The organism is Pseudomonas caricapapayae (genome assembly GCF_001400735.1).
GTDB classification, from domain to species: domain Bacteria; phylum Pseudomonadota; class Gammaproteobacteria; order Pseudomonadales; family Pseudomonadaceae; genus Aquipseudomonas; species Aquipseudomonas caricapapayae.
The window spans coordinates 66,573-83,800 of the sequence record NZ_LJPW01000068.1 but is presented as its reverse complement, the minus strand read 5'-3'; the positions used below and the strand labels follow the sequence as shown (position 1 = coordinate 83,800).

Sequence of the window (17,228 nt, the reverse complement as noted above, 5' to 3'; positions counted from 1 at the left end):
AAATTTATTTCCCACACGACCGGTAAACTCAGGGGAGAAACGATGGTATCGTAGCCTATGTATCGAACAAAAATGTCACAGGGCCATCATTTATTAGATGCACCTGCATGTCCGCACCAAATTGGCCCGCGGCCACGGCGGTATGCGCGATTCTGGCCTGGCTCAATAGATAGTCGAACAGCTCGGCGCCCAGTGCCGGGGCGGCGGCTTTCGAGAAGCCCGCACGCAGCCCGCTTTTGGTATCCGCCGCCAGTGTGAACTGGGAAACCAGCAACAACCCGCCACCCACATCCCGTAAAGACAGATTCATCTTGCCCTCGGCATCGCTGAACACTCGATAGTTGAGCAGCTTGTGCAGCTTGTGCAGCAACTTATCGGCACTGGCGCGGGTGTCTTGAGGCTCTATGCCTACCAGCACCAATATGCCCTGATCAATAGATCCAACGACCTCGGTGCCCACTTCGACGCGTGCATTTTGCACGCGCTGCAACAAACCTTTCATAGATGCCTTTTCAGATTCGGAACGGTTACCAGGTCACTGTCATGCTTCTTCAGGCGGCAGATCGAGCAGGTTGCGTGCAACTTGCGCGGCGGCACGCACCAGCGCGTCGGCGATACCGGATTCGGAAGCCGAATGCCCAGCCTCGCGAATAACCTGCAGTTCGCTGCCGGGCCAGTTCTGATGCAGCTCCCAGGCATTGTCCAGCGGGCAGATGACGTCGTAACGACCATGGACGATTATCGCCGGCAGATGGGCAATTTTCGGCATGTCGCGGATCAACTGGTTTTCTTCGAGGAAGGCCTTGTTCATGAAGTAGTGGCATTCAATGCGCGCAATGGAAAGCGCACGGTGCGGATCGGCAAAGCGGTCGACCACCTGTGGATTGGGGCGCAAGGTTGCGCAACGCCCTTCCCAGGTCGACCAGGCTTTGGCGGCGTGCATCTGGGCGATCTGGTCCGGCCCCGTGAGCCGCTTGTAGAAGGCAGCCAGCAGGTTGTCGCGCTCATCCACCGGGATCGGTGCAACATAATCCTGCCAATAGTCAGGGAACAGACGGCTGGCACCTGCCTGATAGAACCAGTCGATTTCCTGCTGACGAGCCAGAAATATGCCCCGCAGGATCAACGCGTGCACGCGATCGGGATGGGTCTGGGCATAAGCCAGCGCCAGCGTCGAACCCCACGAGCCACCGAACAGGACCCATTTGTCGATCCCGAGGTGCTCGCGAATCAGCTCCAGGTCTTCTACCAGCTTCCAGGTGGTGTTGTTCTCGAGGCTGGCGTGCGGTGTGGAGCGACCGCAGCCACGCTGATCGAACGTTACGATGCGATACAGGTTGGGGTCGAAGTAGCAGCGGCTATGCGCATCGCATCCGGAGCCGGGGCCACCGTGAATGAACACCACTGGCAAGCCTTCTGGCGAACCACTTTCATCGACGTAAAGCACATGCGGTTGTTCCACGGCCAGATCGTGCCGGGCGTAGGGTTTGATCTGCGGGTACAAAGTCTGCATAAGTGCTCCATAAGTCCAGTTCAGAGGCTTCTATTGTTCTGCCGTGGGGCATCATAAACCCGAAACGAAGAATCAGCATGCTGCACGTCATTGATCGGGATGGAACGATCGATGCAAGCGTTTTGCCAATTTGAACAGTCCGCGAACCAGAGCCGTCGCGCTGGGTCGAAGCGAGAGCTGTGCCTGCAATTATTTCTGCTATTTTCAGGAAATAACTGACGACACGCCTACAGTCTAAGAATCCCGTTTTCCATTCGTCAGACTACTTGAGGTTGTACCGATGTCTCAGGAACCACTTGTTCGTGACGCTGATGTGGCTGCTTTTCGCGCCGCTGTGCTCGCCAAACTCACCTATTCGGTGGGCAAGGACCCCGACCATGCGTTTGAGCATGACTGGTTTGAAGCTGTTGCCCTTGCTGCCCGTGACCACATGGTCGAACACTGGATGGACCACACGCGGCAGATTTACCGCAAGGTCCAGAAGCGCGTGTACTACCTGTCTCTGGAATTTCTGATTGGCCGGTTGCTTTACGACAGCCTGAGCAACCTGGGACTGCTGGAAGTCGCACGCGAAGCATTGACCGAGTTGGGCGTGGACATCGAGCGTATCCGCTTGCTTGAACCCGATGCGGCACTGGGCAACGGCGGCCTGGGACGTCTGGCGGCGTGCTTCATGGAGAGCATGTCGACGCTTGGCATTGCCGGCCATGGTTACGGCATCCGTTACGAGCATGGGCTGTTTCGCCAGGGGATCGTCGATGGCTGGCAGCAGGAGCAGACTGAAAACTGGCTGGACTTCGGCAACCCGTGGGAATTCGAGCGCCCTGAAGTGGTGTACTCCATCGGCTTCAGCGGCAGCGTCGACACGGTCGTGACCGAAGCGGGCGATTCCCGTCAGGTATGGCGTCCGGGCGAAACCGTTCGCGCCATTGCCTATGACACCCCGGTGGTCGGCTGGCGCGGCAAGAGCGTCAACACCCTGCGCTTGTGGCGTGCCCGTGCGGTAGAAGACCTGCATCTGGAGCGTTTCAACGCGGGCGACCACTTCGGAGCCGTTGCCGAGGTAGTGCGCGCAGAAAGTATTTCCCGCGTGCTCTACCCGAACGATGCAACCGAAGCAGGTCAGGAACTGCGCCTGCGTCAGGAATACTTTTTCGTTTCCGCGTCGCTGCAGGACTTGCTGCGCCGCCACCTGAACCAGCACGCCACGCTGACCGATCTGCCGGAACATGCGGCGATCCAGATGAACGACACGCACCCCTCGATCGCGGTGGCCGAGCTGATGCGTCAGTTGATCGACAACCACAATATCCCGTGGGATACGGCCTGGAAAATCACGGTCGGCACCCTCGGCTATACCAACCACACATTATTGCCGGAAGCGCTGGAAACCTGGTCGGTCGGCCTGATGGAGCGGATGCTGCCGCGCCACATGCAGATCATTTACCTGATCAACGCACAACACATCGACACACTGCGCGACAAGGGTGTTCACGATGTCGACGTGCTGCGCGCGGTATCGCTGATCGAAGAAGACAATGGCCGTCGGGTGCGCATGGGCAACCTGGCCTTCCTTGGCTCGCACAGCGTCAACGGCGTTTCTGCGCTGCACACCCAGCTGATGCGCAAGACCGTGTTCGCCGAGCTGCACAAGATCTATCCGGACCGGATCAACAACAAGACCAACGGCATCACCTTCCGCCGCTGGCTGTTCCAGGCCAACCCGAAGCTGACCGAAATGCTGGTCGAAGCGCTGGGCGAGGACGTTCTGGACAACGCCGAAACCCGTCTCAAAGAGCTTGAGCCATTTGCCGAGAAGTCGTCGTTCCGCAAGCAGATGGCTGATCAACGTTTGCACAGCAAGCGTGCGCTGGCGGCGATCATTCACGAACGCCTGGGTATTGCCGTTAATCCTGCAGCGATGTTCGACGTTCAGGTCAAGCGTATCCATGAATACAAACGCCAGTTGCTGAACCTCTTCCATACCGTTGCGCTGTATCAGGCCATTCGCGCCGAGCCAGGCACCGACTGGGTCCCTAGGGTGAAGATCTTTGCCGGCAAGGCTGCGGCCAGCTATCACTCGGCCAAGCTGATTATCAAGTTGACCAATGACATCGCCCGGACCGTGAACAACGATCCGACGGTGCGCGGCCTGCTGAAAGTGGTGTTCATGCCCAACTACAACGTCAGTCTGGCGGAGAGCATCATCCCTGCAGCCGACCTGTCCGAGCAGATTTCCACGGCTGGTCTGGAGGCATCAGGAACCAGCAACATGAAGTTCGGCCTCAATGGCGCGCTGACCATCGGCACGCTGGACGGTGCCAACGTGGAAATGAGCGAGCAGGTCGGGCTGGAGCACATGTTCATCTTCGGCATGTCCTCGCAACAGGTCGAAGCCCGCAAGCGCGCAGGCGAATTCGATGCGCATGGCGACGTTGCGGCGTCTGGACGACTGAACGATGTGCTGCAGGCGATTCGTGGTGGCGTGTTCTCGCCGGATGATCCAAACCGGTACGTGGGGCTGATCGATCAACTGCTGGCGTATGACCGCTTCCTGGTCTGCGCCGACTTCGACTCGTACTGGGCAGCCCAGGGCAAAGTCGAAGAGCGCTGGCACGACTCCAAGGAATGGTGGCGCTCGGCAGTCCTCAACACTGCCCGCATGGGCTGGTTCTCCTCGGACCGGACCATTCGCGAGTACGCCGGCGATATCTGGAAGGCGCTGGACTGACGTCAGCCTGAACATACTCACAGCTCTCGTTACCACGCTTCGGCGTGGTAACGCAGTTCTGTAACGCGGAGCGTCACCCAAGGCATTCCCACGCTGGAGCGTGAGGAACGATAGGCATCCAGTGACCCCCATGACTATCTTCAGCACGCCTGAGTCTCGTGAGCGATGAAGCAGGCGTCCAGTGCCCCATCGTGCCCTGCATAAAACATTACAAGCGATGTCCGCCCGCCCCTATATACTGCGCCTGATAAACCTTCACACACCGAAAAGGATGTCGTCGCGTGCTTTGGATTTGTCTGGTGGGCGGTGCAGCGCTGGGCTACTCGCTGAGTTATGACGAGTGGACAGGCGCGCTGATTGGCGCAGTCATGGGCTGGGCGGTCTGGGCCGGTATTCACATGCGCCTGCTTGGCAGGCAATCCGCTGATCAACGGCAGCAACTGCTCGCAACCCGCCAGTCCCTCGATGCCCTTGAACAGCGTCTGAGTGCGCTCGAACGCCAGTCCACCCCCGGCGTACCGCCTGCACAGGACCCAGCACCACTTCCAGCGGATGCCATCATCATAGAAGCGCCCACGGACGGCCCCGAGCTGATCTGGGACCTGCCCGACGAAGAGCCTCAGACAGCAACGCATGTCGAGTCCGCCCCGGAGAGCCGCTACCCGCCGAAAACGGCACGCCCCCCTCTGCTGGACAGCGCCGTTACCCATGCAAAAAACTGGCTGCTGGGTGGCAATACGGTACTGCGAGTGGGCGTAGTGGTGCTGTTTCTGGGTCTGGCCTTTCTGTTGCGCTATGCCACCGAAGGCATGATTGTGCCGATTGAGGCGCGTTATGCCGGGGTCGCCGCCAGTGCGCTGGCACTGCTCGCCCTGGGGTGGCGGCTGCGGTTGCGCAATGCCCCTTACGCGCTAGTGTTGCAAGGCGCAGGTGTCGGCGTGTTGTACCTGACCGTCTTTGCCGCGATGAAATTGCACCCGCTCCTCGATCCGGCACTGGGCTTTGCGCTGTTGGTAGCGATCACCAGCTTTTCCGCCATTCTGGCGCTGACGCAGAACTCCCTGGCTCTGGCCTGCGCCGGTGCGCTGGGCGGCTTCGCGGCACCGCTGCTTGCATCGACCGGACAAGGCAGCCATGTCTCACTGTTCAGCTACTTTGCCCTGCTCAACGCGGGCATCATCGCCATCGCCTGGTTCAGGGCCTGGCGCATTCTCAACCTGATCGGCTTTTTCGGCACGTTCGGTATCGGCTTCGCCTGGGGTATCAAAGCCTACACACCGGCCTTGTTCTGGAGTACCGAGCCCTTTCTGGCTCTGTTCTTCGTGATGTACCTGGCCATCGGCCTGCTGTTTGCACGTCGCAAGCTGCTGGAACTCGATACGTCACCGCCTGATGGCAATCGCGAGACGCTGCTGCGCTGGTCTGCCCGCCAAGGCGATTACGTGGACGGCACGCTGTTATTCGGCACCCCCCTTGCAGGTTTTGGCCTGCAATACGCGCTCGTCGAACACCTGGAGCTGGGGGCAGCATTCAGTGCGCTTGCGCTGGGCCTGATCTACATGGGCCTGGCACGCTGGCTGGCAAAGCGCGCATCCGACAGAACCTTGCTGCTCATGGAGACCTGCCTGGCGCTGGGTGTAGCATTCGCCACCCTGGCGATTCCGCTGGGCCTTGGCTCGCAATGGACGACCTGCGCCTGGGCCGTGGAAGGCGCTGCGGTTCTCTGTCTGGGCTTGCGTCAACAGCGCAGACTGGCACAGGCTTTCGGTCTGCTGCTGCAAGTGTGCGCCAGCGCGATGCTGATCAGTGACTCGGGCAGTTCCAGCTCGGCTGACGATTACTGGACACCGATGATTCTGGCCGTCGCGGCACTGTTCAGCGCCTGGAGTATGTTTCGCTTCAACACGTTGACTGTCATCGATCAGAAAATCGCCAGAACGGTGCTGACGGTATGGGGCGCGATCTGGTGGACGGTTTCACTGATCAGCGTCGTACAACTTTATGCTGACCTCGATGTGCAGACCTCTCTGTTGTTGATAGCAGCATCGCTCAGCGCGGCACTCTGGGCGATGCTGGCATTGCGTTTGCGCTGGCCAGACCTCGCCGCACTGTGCAGCACGCTCACGCCAGTCAGCGCCATTTTGTTACTGGGCTCGCTGAGCGAGCTTTATCACCCTGCCGATCACTGGGGCTGGCTGGCCTGGCTGGTTGTATTCGCCGTTCATCTGCTGACCTTGCGCTATCTGGCGGACGGGCTGCCCATTGTCGCGCAACGTATTGCTCACACCGCAGGCTGCCTGCTGCTGATCGCGGTGCTGGCACTGGAACTGCGTTTCGGCCTGCTGCAATTGTCCGAGTCTTACAACGCCTGGCGCTGGCTGGGCTGGGCGATTCTACCCAGCCTGTTCCTGCTGGCGATGAGCTCAGGACGTCAATGGCCCTGGCCGGTGAGAGCCTGCCCCGAAGCTTATCATACCGGGGCCGCTGCGCCGCTGGCGGCCTTGATGCTGACGTGGTTCTGGCTGGTGAATACGTTCAGCGACGGTGCGGCAGATCCGTTGCCTTACCTCCCGCTGATCAATCCGCTGGAAATCGGCCTGTTGCTGGCTCTGACCGGGGTATGCCTGTGGATGCGCAATGACCTCAAGCGCCCCCGCAACGAACCCTTGCTGGTTGCAGGTGCCTCACTGTTCGCGCTCGTCACGGCAATGGTCATGCGCACGGCCCATCATTGGGCCGATGTGCCCTGGAACACCGAGGCGCTGCTTGAATCGATGCGTGTTCAGGCCGGGTTGTCGATCGTCTGGACGCTGATGGCGCTGGCCCTGATGATCGGCGGTCATGTGCGCGCCAATCGCGAGCTCTGGCTGGGCGGCGCGGCACTGATCGGGGTGGTGGTGGTCAAGCTGTTCTTCGTTGAGCTGAGCAATCGCGGTGGCATGGAGCGCATCGTCTCGTTCATCGGTGTTGGTATTCTGTTACTGGTGGTGGGATATTTCGCACCATTACCGCCAAAACACGCTGCCAGAGCGGTCGATGAAGAACCCGGCCCAGGCCAGACTGCGGCACCGGATACGCTATGAGGAAAACGTTCTTGAGTCATCCTGCCATGAAGATCGCCGTGCTTGGCCTGGCCTTGTGCACGGCGATAACCGCCGTCGCACAGGACAAACCGGCGGACTTTGCCAGCCAGACCCCGTTGAGCCTCAGCGGTGACGGGCCGTGGTATCGCATCGAGTTGCCGCTTGCCGTCCAGCTGAATGCCCGTCAGACCGATCTGGGCGATGTCCGCGTATTCAACGCCGAGGGTCAGCCGCAAGCCTATTCGATTACCCCGCGACAACCCGCGCGCGAGCAGGAGCCTGCGCCGATCCCGGTCAAATGGTTCGCCCTGTACAGCACGCAGGAAGCAGGCGATAGCGCGCCCGTCATCCGTATCGAGCGTTCGAGCAACGGCAGCGTGATCGAAGTCCAGCCGCAAAGCGACATCGAAGCCGGCGAAGAGGTGCTGCGCGGCTGGCTGCTGGATACCAGCGCAATCAAGGCACCGCTGGAGCAACTGGTCATCGACTGGAGCACCGAGCGTGAAGGTTTTCAGAACTTCAGCATCGAAGCCAGTGATGACCTGCAGCACTGGCGCAACTGGGGCGAGGGGCAAGTCGCACGATTGTCGTTTGCCGACGAGGTGGTCGAGCAGCGTGAAGTCGGCCTGCCCGGCCAGAGTGCCCGCTACCTGCGGCTGTTATGGCGCGCCCCGCACAGCGCGCCGCTGCTGATCTCCGCCCACCTGTTCAGCGCCAGCACGGACAGTCCGACCCCGGCGCTGACCTGGTCACCGCCGGTGAAGGGCAGTGTCGAAAGCCCCAACGAATATGTCTGGCAACTGCCGACCGGCTTGCCGGTAGCGCGCGTCAAGGTCGACATCACCCAGCCCAACAGCCTGGCACCCGCCACGCTTTACGGTCGACTCGATGCCAAACAGCCTTGGCAGCCGATCAGCAGCGGCCTGCTGTACAGGTTGTCGCAGAACAACAGCGACGTCTTGCAGGACCAGCTGCAATTGTCCGGGCGCATGGTTCAGCAGCTCAAGCTGGTGGTGGATGATCGCGGCGGCGGGCTGGGCAGCGAAGCGCCGCAGTTGAGCGTGGCCGTGCCTGCCACGGAAGTGGTGTTTCTGGCGCGCGGTGAAGGCCCGTTCACGCTGGCGATCGGCAACCCAGGCGTCAAGGCTGCCAACCTGTCGCTGGCCACGCTGATTCCTGACCTGAGTGCGGAAAAGCTCGCGACTCTCGGCACAGCGAGCCCAGCCACCGCCACCGTGGCCAACATGGCTGCGGCGCCGATTGCCGTGCCACAACCTACTGACTTCAAACGCCTGGGGCTTTGGGCCGTGTTGCTGCTTGGCGTGGTGTTTCTCGGCTGGATGGCGTTCAGCACGCTGCGCGCTGCAAAACGGTAAAACGGGCGGCCTGTCAGGTGCGGTTCGCCCGACATCTGAACTGAAACAGTCTTAAGCCAGTCTGATAGCAGTATTACGTCGCCACTCGCGTTAAACTGCGCGGGTTTTCATACCCCCTATTTTCGGAGCTATCCATGTCCCGCGTTACACTAAGTCGTTACTTGATTGAGCAGACTCGCAGCAACAACACTCCTGCCGATCTGCGCTTCCTGATCGAAGTTGTGGCGCGTGCATGCAAGGAAATCAGCCACGCCGTTTCCAAGGGCGCGCTGGGCGGCGTACTGGGCAGCATGGGCACCGAGAACGTGCAGGGCGAAGTGCAGAAAAAACTCGATGTGATCTCCAACGAGATTCTGCTCGAAGCCAACGAATGGGGTGGTCACCTGGCCGGCATGGCGTCCGAAGAAATGGACAACGCCTACCAGATCCCGGGCAAATACCCGAAAGGCGCGTACCTGCTGGTTTTCGACCCGCTGGACGGCTCGTCGAACATCGACATCAACGCTCCGGTCGGCACTATCTTCTCGGTACTGCGTTGCCCGAACGAATACCTCAGCCAGAACGAAGCACTGAACGAAAAGGCCTTCCTGCAGCCAGGCACCGAACAGGTAGCCGCCGGTTATGCCATCTACGGTCCGCAAACCATGCTGGTGCTGACCCTGGGCGACGGCGTGAAAGGCTTCACACTGGACCGTGAAATGGGCAGTTTCGTGCTCACTCACGAAGACATCAAAATTCCGGAGTCCACTCAGGAATTCGCGATCAACATGTCCAACCAGCGTCACTGGGAAGCCCCGGTACAGCGCTATGTAAACGAGCTGCTGGCCGGTGAAGACGGTCCACTGAAAAAGAACTACAACATGCGCTGGGTCGCTGCGATGGTAGCCGACGTGCACCGTATCCTGACCCGTGGCGGCCTGTTCATGTACCCGCGTGACAGCCGCGAGCCTTCCAAGCCGGGCAAACTGCGCCTGATGTACGAAGCCAACCCGATGTCTTTCCTGGTCGAACAGGCTGGCGGCGCGTCCACCGACGGTCATCAGCGCATTCTCGACATACAGCCGGAAGGTCTGCACCAGCGCGTAGCGGTGTACCTGGGCTCGAAAGAAGAAGTCGAGCGCGCTACCGCGTATCACAAAGAGTAAGACGGTTTCCTGATACGCCCTGTTGATTCAGCCTGGCTGAATCAACAGGAGCCAGCAAATGCTCGGGCCAACGAGCATTCGATGATCCCCTCGGCACAGGCCTGCGAGCCAACCGTCTGATCTACGGCACAAATCCTTGCGCCGTCCGGGAACCAGATTCCCTTTTTCTCTTCTAAGCTTGCGGTACTGCGCCAGACAGCATCAGTCTGCACTGCGACGCGACCCCCTTCCGTTCAGGAGCAACATCCATGTCCTTGCGCACTGTCGCGTTACTCTCGTTCTGCGTGTTTCTGGCTGCCTGCAGCAAGATCACCCAGGAAAACTACTCCAAACTCTCCGCGGGCATGCCCAAGGCTCAAGTCGAGTCCTTGCTGGGCAGCCCGACGGAATGTTCCGGCGCACTGGGCATGTCCAGCTGCACCTGGGGCGATCAGAACACCTTTATCAGCGTGCAGTACGCGGCAGACAAGGTTGTGTTGTTTTCGGGTCAGGGTCTGAAATAAAACATGATCAAGGTACTGGTACGTTTTGGAATTTTTGTCATGGCCAGCTTTCTGGCCATCGGTTTTGCCCACTCGGCTGACAACCTCGAGCCAAGAACTGTCGACAGCGTCGACCTCAAGCAGTACCAGGGCACCTGGTACGAAATCGCCCGCCTGCCGATGTTCTTCCAGCGCAAGTGCGCCCAGTCCGAGGCGCTGTACACGCTAAAGGATGATGGCAACGTCGCTGTGACCAACCGCTGCCGCACTATTGAAGGCAAGTGGGAAGAAGCAACAGGCACTGCCTCGCCGCAAGTGCCGGGCAAGACCGACAAGCTTTGGGTGGTGTTCGATAACTGGTTCTCACGTCTGCTGCCCGGCGTAGCCAAGGGTGACTACTGGATTCTGGACGTCAGCGAAGGCTACCGGACCGCCGTGGTCGGCAATCCGGACCGCAAATACCTGTGGCTGCTGTCGCGCACGCCGACGGTGTCTGCATCGGTCAGGGAAAACATGCTGAGCAAGGCTCGTCAGCAAGGCTACGATACTTCCCGCCTGATCTGGCGCGAGGATGATTCGAAGATCGGCAAGGGCGAGAAGTAACCGAATCGGGATTCTGGCCAAGCCCGGTAGGAGCGAACTTGTTCGCGAAGACGGTCGTTCGAACGATAAATTTCAGAACGCTTTCCGGCCCCTTCGCGAACAAGTTCGCTCCCACGGCCTTCGGCCAGAATCAGAAGCGGACTCGTGGATAACGCCAAGTGCTCGGCGTCCTGTTATTGCGTCAGCCCAGTAATTCCCTCAACACCTGCGCGAATTCGCGGCTGCTCTGTTCTTGCGCGGCGTGTCGCCCTTCACGTATGACCCACTGTCCGTTGACCGCCACATCGCGGATCTGTCGGTCGCTGCCGGCGAACAGCCAGCGGTTGAGGATGGCGTCGCCCGAAGCTGTCGCTATGTAGGGGTCGTTGCCATCCAGTACCAGCCAGTCGGCGCGCTGCCCCACTTGCAGCGTGCCGGTCTGCTGCCCCAATGCCTGCGCGCCGCCGACAAGCGCGGCGTCGTACAGCGTGCGGCCAACCATGGGCTGATCGCTGCGATACAGCCGGTTGCGACGCTGATCACGCAAACGCTGACCATATTCCAGCCAGCGCAGCTCTTCGACCACGCTGAGCGAGACGTGGCTGTCCGAACCAATCCCCCAGCGACCGCCCTGCGCAATGTAGTCCACTGCCGGAAAGATGCCGTCGCCAAGGTTCGCCTCAGTGGTCAGGCATAACCCCGCCACCGCGCCGCTTTGCGCCATCAGCGCCACTTCGTCCGCCTCTGCATGAGTCGCATGGACCAGACACCAGCGGTTATCCACAGGAGCGTTTTCATACAGCCATTGCAGCGGTCGCCGACCGCTCCAGCTCAGGCAGTCATCCACCTCCTTCTGCTGTTCTGCGATATGAATATGCACGGGACATTGCCGGTCGCTGGCCGAAAGCACCTCACTGATCTGCTGCGGCGTGACCGCACGCAACGAGTGGAAACACAGACCGAGTTGCTGGGCGGGCTGTGCTGCCAGAACCGGACGCAGTCGGGCGTGTAGATCCAGATAGCTGTCAGTGCTGTGGATAAACCGGCGCTGCCCTTCATTGGGTGCCTGCCCGCCAAATCCCGAGTGGCTGTACAGCACCGGTAGCAGCGTCAGGCCGATACCGACCGAACTCGCCGCCTGGCTGATCTGCAGTGCAAGCTCGGCAGGGTCAGCGTAGGGCTTGCCAGTGATGTCCTGATGCACGTAATGAAATTCGGCAACCGAGGTGTAACCGCCCTTGAGCATCTCGATATACAACTGGCGAGCGATGACACCCAGCTGCTGCGGGCTGATGCGCCCGACCAGGCGATACATGAGGTCGCGCCAGGTCCAGAAACTGTCGTCAGGATTGCCCGCCACCTCCGCCAGACCGGCCATTGCACGCTGAAACGCGTGGGAATGCAGATTCGGCATGCCAGGCAACAAAGGCCCGCTGACTTTTTCAGCGCCCTGCTGATCCGCATTGGCCTCGACGCGCGTCAAAATACCTGCCTGGCTGACCTCCAGACGCACGTTGCTGGCCCAGCCGTCGGAGAGTAACGCGCGCTCGGCAAAGAAGGCTGACATTGACTTCATACCTCATCACTGTAATTTGTATATACATATACAGACGTTTAGGCGACCGGTAAACCGTCTGCACGCTTGCCGAGCAGCAGGTTAATGGTTAGCGTGTTCGCTTTGCAGCGTCTGAACGATCGCAAAAACCTCATCCCCAACAAGGACTCATACGTGTCGACTCCGCCCGCCGCTTCTTCCCTGGCAGCCCAGATGGGCGAAAGTCCCGCACCCTTGTACGCCCGCGTCAAACACATGATCGCCCTGCAGATCCAGAACGGCACCTGGCCACCACATCATCGGGTGCCGTCGGAAAGCGAACTGGTGACGCAACTGGGCTTCAGTCGCATGACGATCAACCGGGCGCTGCGTGAACTGACGGCCGAGGGACTGCTGGTGCGCATGCAGGGCGTCGGCACCTTTGTTGCCGAACCCAAGAGCCAGTCGGCGCTGTTCGAGGTCCATAACATTGCTGACGAGATTGCCGCCCGCGGTCATCGCCATACCTGCAAGGTCATGGTCCTCACGGAAGAGGCTGCGGGCTCCGAACGTGCGCTGGCGCTGGACATGCGCGAAGGTCAGCGGGTCTTCCATTCGTTGATCGTGCATTACGAGAACGACATTCCGGTGCAGATCGAAGACCGCTTCGTCAACGCCCAGGTCGCTCCGGATTACCTCCGGCAGGACTTCACCCTGCAGACGCCTTATGCCTACCTGTCGCAGGTTGCGCCGCTCACCGAAGGCGAGCACGTGGTCGAGGCGATCCTGGCCGAGATCGATGAATGCAAACTGTTGCAGATCGATGCCGGAGAGCCCTGCCTGTTGATCCGTCGCCGTACCTGGTCCGGCCGCCAGCCCGTCACCGCTGCGCGCCTGATCCACCCCGGTTCCCGCCATCGCCTGGAAGGACGCTTTACCAAATGAGCCAGACCCATATCCTGCGTGCCGTCGACTACCCGCGCATGCCGTGGAAAAACGGCGGCGGCAGCACTGAAGAAATCGCTCGCGATGCTGGCCAGGACCTGGACGGTTTCGGCTGGCGCCTGTCGATTGCCGACATCGAAGCCTCGGGAGGCTTCTCGTTGTTTGCCGGTTATCAGCGCATCATTACCGTCTTGCAAGGCGCGGGCATGACGCTGGAGGTAGACGGCGTCGGCAGTCGCCCGTTGCTGCCATCGGACCCGTTTGCGTTCAGCGGTGACAGCACTGTCGGTTGCACGCTGCTGGACGGGCCGATTCGTGACTTCAATCTGATCTATGCTCCACACCGTTACACGGCACGCCTGCACTGGATAGACGTACGTCATCCACAGCGGCTGTTCAGTTCAGCCGGCACGTTCGTGCTGTTCAGCATGGCCGAGCAGGTAGCGATCAGCGTAGACGGCCAGCCGTGGGAAATCCTTGGCAAACATGACTGCGCTCGGGTAGATAACACCGGCGGTTTGCTGGAAGTCGAATTGCAATCACCTCGTGCCAGTCGTTGCTGCCTGATCGAGCTTACTGCTACGGGCCTGTAACGCACCTCTGACGCTTTCAAACAAAAACAGCTTTTTGCTCAAGGACGACCATGACTCAGTTTTCCAACCGGGAAACGCCCAGAAGCGTTGCCATCCTCACCCGCTTCCTTGCTTCTGAATCTGCGGGCGGCATCGTGCTGATGGCAGCTGCACTGGCGGCGTTGATCGTTGCCAACTCGCCCCTTTCAGCCGATTACTTTTCGGTCCTGCACAGCGTCTGGCTGGGTCTTTCGGTCGAGCTGTGGATCAACGACGGGCTGATGGCGATCTTCTTCCTGATGGTCGGGCTGGAGATAAAACGCGAAGTTCTGGCTGGCGGGCTCGCGACCTGGGAACAGCGCGCCCTGCCCGGTTTTGCAGCAGCGGGCGGCATGCTGATACCCGCACTGATCTACATCGCAATCAATTGGAGCAACCCGCAAACCCTGAGCGGCTGGGCAATTCCGGCGGCCACTGACATCGCCTTCGCCCTCGGGGTACTTTCGCTGCTGGGCGATCGGGTACCGACCTCGCTGAAGGTCTTTCTGGCCGCGCTGGCAATCCTCGACGATCTGGGTGCCGTGACCATCATCGCCTTCTTCTACAGTTCCGGCCTGAACCTGCCGATGCTGGGCGCAGCGTTCCTCACGCTGGCGGTATTGATCATAATGAACCGATTGAACGTGCGCCGCCTGCCGGCTTATCTGCTGCTCGGCGCGCTGCTGTGGTACTTCGTCCTGCAATCGGGCGTGCACGCCACGCTGGCCGGTGTCGCGCTGGCATTGTGCATCCCGATGGGCAAACCCGAGGAAGAAGCCCGTTCGCCACTGCTGTTGCTCGAAGAAAAGATGCATTACTGGGTAGCCTTCGCGGTGGTACCGATCTTCGGCTTCGCCAACGCAGGTGTATCGCTTTCCGGCATCACCCTGGCAAACCTGATTGATCCGGTGCCGCTGGGTGTCGCATTGGGGCTGTTCGTGGGCAAGCAGATCGGCGTGTTTCTCGCTGCAGTGCTGGCTATCCGTGCCGGTCTGGCCGTATTGCCGGAGGGCAGCAACCGGGTACAACTGTACGGCGTCGCGATACTGTGTGGCATCGGCTTCACCATGAGTCTGTTCATCGGCAACCTGGCGTTTCCTGGTTCGCAGCACCTGATCGACGAGGTGAAAGTCGGCGTGCTGATCGGCTCGGGCCTTGCGGCAATCGTCGGTGTTTTGCTGCTGCGCAGCCGTTTCAGCCGGCACTGAAAAAATATTTTCGAATCACTGCATCCAGACGGACTTCTCGCGGGTAGTACATTCAGCAGCCACTTCGAGTTGCTGAGCGCGGTTAAACCCTCTGGAGATTTCTGCATGAACGCAAAACGCTTGCTCTGCCTTGCTGGTAGCACCCTGGCTTTCACCTGCCTGTCATCCATTGCCACGGCTCAGACTGACCTGCCCGAAAGCGTCCGGGTACCGGCCGGCAACAAAATCAGCCTGCAGACCACCGGGGTTGGTGAGATCACCTACGAGTGCCGCGCCAAGGCCAACATGCCCAATGAGCTGGAATGGGCGTTCGTCGGTCCCAAGGCTGTACTCAATGACAAAAGCGGCAAACAGGTTGGCACCTACTACGGTCCACCGGCTACCTGGGAAGCCAAAGACGGCTCCAAACTGACCGGCACTCAGGTTGCCGTGGCTCCGTCGAGTGCTGGCAACCTGCCGTACCAACTGGTCAAAGCCAACCCGGCTGAAGGCAAGGGCGCAATGACGGGCGTCACTTACATCCAGCGCGTGGCTTTGAAAGGCGGCGTGGCCCCGGCCAAAGCGTGCGGGGAAAACAACAAGGGCGCGAAGGAAGTGGTCAAGTACCAGGCGGATTACCTGTTCTGGACCGCAAGCTGATCACCGTCATTAACCGGGTGACCGCGCAATCGGTGAGCTATGCTGCTGCGCGGGAGCCTCGTGATGTCAACGAGGCAGCAGTCTTCCTTTGATGGCGGATCATCTTGTCCTCGCACGAATCCCTTTTTGATTACGAAGCTACGTTGCAGGCCTGCGCTCGCGGTGAGACGCAGGCCTTGCAGCGCCTTTATCAACAGGAAAGCGCCCGGCTGCTTGGCGTCGCGCAGCGGTTGGTGCGTGACCGGGCGCTGGCTGAAGACATCGTGCATGACGCGTTCCTGAAAATCTGGACCCATGCCGCCAGCTTCGATGCCTCGCGTGGTTCGGCACGCGGCTGGGTGTTCAGCGTGACCCGTCACCTGGCGCTCAATACGTTGCGTAACAAGGCTCGCGAAGTGCGCACCGAGGATGACGGCAACGAAGATCATCATGAACAGGCGACCCTGGAAGGCTGGCAGGAAATCGGCGATGCCTTCGATTGGCGAGTCAATCCGGGGCGGATCACTGCATGCCTGGAGCAACTTGAGCCGGTGCGCCGCAACTGTGTTTTTCACGCTTACGTAGACGGTTATACGCATCAGGAAATCGCGCAGAAAGTCGGCGCGCCATTAGGTACGGTCAAAGCCTGGATCAAGCGCAGCCTGACGGCTTTGCGGGAGTGCATGGGATGACCCGACCTTCAAACGACAATCTTCATGAGCTGGCAAGCGAGTATGTGCTCGGCACGCTGTCGGCGCAGGGCAGGCTCGACGTACAGCGCCGCCTGCCCCGCGAACCTGACTTGCAGGCAGCCATCGACGCCTGGGAGCAACGCCTGCTGCCCCTGACCGAACTGGCCGAACCGGTCACGCCTTCACCCGCCCTGTGGGGCCGCATCGAACGCAGCCTGCCGAAGCGGGCCGCGCCCGCCAGGGCAGTGAAAACACAACGGCTGCGCTGGTGGGACAACCTGTCGATATGGCGAGGGCTGGCGGGGGCCGGGCTGGCTGCATCGTTGGTGCTGGGCATGGCATTGCTGACCCGCGCACCGGCGCAGCCATCCTATCTTGTGGTCCTCGTCGGGCCACAGGACAAGGCGCCCGGGTGGGTCGTGCAAGCCAGCAATTCGCAAGAAATCCAGCTTATTCCGCTAGGCGTGTTCGAGGTTCCGGCCGACAAGGCGCTGGAGTTCTGGACCAAGGGTGACGACTGGCAAGGTCCGGTTTCGCTGGGGCTGGTCAAACCGGGACAAAGCCTGCATGTTCCGCTCGACAAACTGCCGCCGCTACAGCCCAACCAGTTGTTCGAACTGACGCTGGAGAAATCCACCGGTTCGCCAATCGGCAAACCCACCGGGCCGATTCAGTTCATCGGCCGGGCGGTGAAAGTGATTTGAGGCG

15 protein-coding genes are annotated in these 17,228 nt (G+C 60.3%); 12 read left to right on the top strand and 3 right to left on the bottom strand.

All coding sequences use genetic code 11. From position 1 onward, the window contains the following. Positions 1–55: 55 nt before the first annotated feature. Together dtd and pip are read right to left on the bottom strand one after the other, a co-directional pair. On the bottom strand, positions 56–502 hold the full coding sequence (gene dtd / locus ALO80_RS10770; RefSeq protein ID WP_055008999.1) for a D-aminoacyl-tRNA deacylase: 447 nt from the start codon (positions 500–502) through the stop codon (positions 56–58). Between the two features lie 39 nt (positions 503–541). After that, a complete protein-coding gene (gene pip, locus ALO80_RS10765; protein WP_055008998.1) occupies positions 542–1,513 on the bottom strand; it encodes a prolyl aminopeptidase in 972 nt (323 codons plus the stop codon). Positions 1,514–1,793: 280 nt separating this feature from the next. Here pip and ALO80_RS10760 point away from each other — a divergent pair, with 280 nt between their 5' ends. The 6 genes from ALO80_RS10760 (at position 1,794) to ALO80_RS10735 (ending at position 10,933) form a co-directional block, all read left to right on the top strand. After that, complete coding sequence (locus ALO80_RS10760; RefSeq protein WP_055008997.1) at positions 1,794–4,244, top strand: glycogen/starch/alpha-glucan phosphorylase; 2,451 nt, start codon at positions 1,794–1,796, stop codon at positions 4,242–4,244. Between the two features lie 281 nt (positions 4,245–4,525). After that, positions 4,526–7,327 carry a DUF2339 domain-containing protein gene (locus tag ALO80_RS10755; RefSeq protein WP_055008996.1) on the top strand — a complete coding sequence of 934 codons (2,802 nt, stop codon included), beginning with the start codon at positions 4,526–4,528 and terminating at the stop codon, positions 7,325–7,327. A gap of 26 nt (positions 7,328–7,353) precedes the next feature. Next, positions 7,354–8,703 carry a DUF3999 domain-containing protein gene (locus ALO80_RS10750; RefSeq protein ID WP_055008995.1) on the top strand — a complete coding sequence of 450 codons (1,350 nt, stop codon included), beginning with the start codon at positions 7,354–7,356 and terminating at the stop codon, positions 8,701–8,703. Positions 8,704–8,837: 134 nt separating this feature from the next. After that, the gene (locus ALO80_RS10745) at positions 8,838–9,848 is read left to right on the top strand and encodes a class 1 fructose-bisphosphatase (protein WP_054988144.1); all 1,011 of its coding nucleotides are present in this window, start codon (positions 8,838–8,840) and stop codon (positions 9,846–9,848) included. Between the two features lie 248 nt (positions 9,849–10,096). Further along, on the top strand, positions 10,097–10,351 hold the full coding sequence (gene bamE, locus ALO80_RS10740; protein WP_054988145.1) for an outer membrane protein assembly factor BamE domain-containing protein: 255 nt from the start codon (positions 10,097–10,099) through the stop codon (positions 10,349–10,351). A gap of 3 nt (positions 10,352–10,354) precedes the next feature. After that, positions 10,355–10,933, top strand: coding sequence for a lipocalin family protein (locus tag ALO80_RS10735; protein WP_054988146.1), 579 nt, complete (start codon positions 10,355–10,357; stop codon positions 10,931–10,933). Positions 10,934–11,114: 181 nt separating this feature from the next. Here ALO80_RS10735 and ALO80_RS10730 read toward each other — a convergent pair whose 3' ends face one another. Then, positions 11,115–12,479, bottom strand: coding sequence for a formimidoylglutamate deiminase (locus ALO80_RS10730; protein WP_055008994.1), 1,365 nt, complete (start codon positions 12,477–12,479; stop codon positions 11,115–11,117). 201 nt (positions 12,480–12,680) lie between these two features. Between ALO80_RS10730 and hutC the strand changes: the two genes are divergently transcribed. The 6 genes from hutC (at position 12,681) to ALO80_RS10700 (ending at position 17,224) form a co-directional block, all read left to right on the top strand. After that, on the top strand, positions 12,681–13,391 hold the full coding sequence (hutC, locus tag ALO80_RS10725) for a histidine utilization repressor (RefSeq protein WP_162491436.1): 711 nt from the start codon (positions 12,681–12,683) through the stop codon (positions 13,389–13,391). Further along, positions 13,388–13,984, top strand: a complete 597-nt coding sequence (locus tag ALO80_RS10720; RefSeq protein WP_055008993.1) for a HutD/Ves family protein — start codon at positions 13,388–13,390, stop codon at positions 13,982–13,984. Before hutC ends, ALO80_RS10720 begins: the two co-directional genes overlap by 4 nt. Before the next feature lie 50 nt (positions 13,985–14,034). Next, complete coding sequence (gene nhaA / locus ALO80_RS10715; RefSeq protein WP_055008992.1) at positions 14,035–15,210, top strand: Na+/H+ antiporter NhaA; 1,176 nt, start codon at positions 14,035–14,037, stop codon at positions 15,208–15,210. Between the two features lie 105 nt (positions 15,211–15,315). Continuing rightward, the gene (locus ALO80_RS10710; RefSeq protein WP_055008991.1) at positions 15,316–15,849 is read left to right on the top strand and encodes a DUF3455 domain-containing protein; all 534 of its coding nucleotides are present in this window, start codon (positions 15,316–15,318) and stop codon (positions 15,847–15,849) included. 104 nt (positions 15,850–15,953) lie between these two features. After that, entirely contained in the window at positions 15,954–16,520 is a 567-nt protein-coding gene (locus tag ALO80_RS10705; RefSeq protein ID WP_055008990.1) for a sigma-70 family RNA polymerase sigma factor, read from the top strand. Further along, entirely contained in the window at positions 16,517–17,224 is a 708-nt protein-coding gene (locus ALO80_RS10700) for an anti-sigma factor (protein ID WP_055008989.1), read from the top strand. Before ALO80_RS10705 ends, ALO80_RS10700 begins: the two co-directional genes overlap by 4 nt. The last annotated feature ends 4 nt before the right edge of the window (positions 17,225–17,228 follow it).

Excerpts from the sequence above, each read along its gene's own strand:
- dtd (WP_055008999.1), bottom strand. The coding sequence starts at position 502 with ATGAAAGGTTTGTTGCAGCGCGTGCAAAATGCACGCGTCGAAGTGGGC.
- pip (WP_055008998.1), bottom strand. The coding sequence starts at position 1,513 with ATGCAGACTTTGTACCCGCAGATCAAACCCTACGCCCGGCACGATCTG.
- ALO80_RS10760 (WP_055008997.1), top strand. The coding sequence starts at position 1,794 with ATGTCTCAGGAACCACTTGTTCGTGACGCTGATGTGGCTGCTTTTCGC.
- ALO80_RS10750 (WP_055008995.1), top strand. The coding sequence starts at position 7,354 with ATGAAGATCGCCGTGCTTGGCCTGGCCTTGTGCACGGCGATAACCGCC.
- ALO80_RS10745 (WP_054988144.1), top strand. The coding sequence starts at position 8,838 with ATGTCCCGCGTTACACTAAGTCGTTACTTGATTGAGCAGACTCGCAGC.
- bamE (WP_054988145.1), top strand. The coding sequence starts at position 10,097 with ATGTCCTTGCGCACTGTCGCGTTACTCTCGTTCTGCGTGTTTCTGGCT.
- ALO80_RS10735 (WP_054988146.1), top strand. The coding sequence starts at position 10,355 with ATGATCAAGGTACTGGTACGTTTTGGAATTTTTGTCATGGCCAGCTTT.
- ALO80_RS10730 (WP_055008994.1), bottom strand. The coding sequence starts at position 12,479 with ATGTCAGCCTTCTTTGCCGAGCGCGCGTTACTCTCCGACGGCTGGGCC.
- hutC (WP_162491436.1), top strand. The coding sequence starts at position 12,681 with ATGGGCGAAAGTCCCGCACCCTTGTACGCCCGCGTCAAACACATGATC.
- ALO80_RS10720 (WP_055008993.1), top strand. The coding sequence starts at position 13,388 with ATGAGCCAGACCCATATCCTGCGTGCCGTCGACTACCCGCGCATGCCG.
- nhaA (WP_055008992.1), top strand. The coding sequence starts at position 14,035 with ATGACTCAGTTTTCCAACCGGGAAACGCCCAGAAGCGTTGCCATCCTC.
- ALO80_RS10710 (WP_055008991.1), top strand. The coding sequence starts at position 15,316 with ATGAACGCAAAACGCTTGCTCTGCCTTGCTGGTAGCACCCTGGCTTTC.
- ALO80_RS10700 (WP_055008989.1), top strand. The coding sequence starts at position 16,517 with ATGACCCGACCTTCAAACGACAATCTTCATGAGCTGGCAAGCGAGTAT.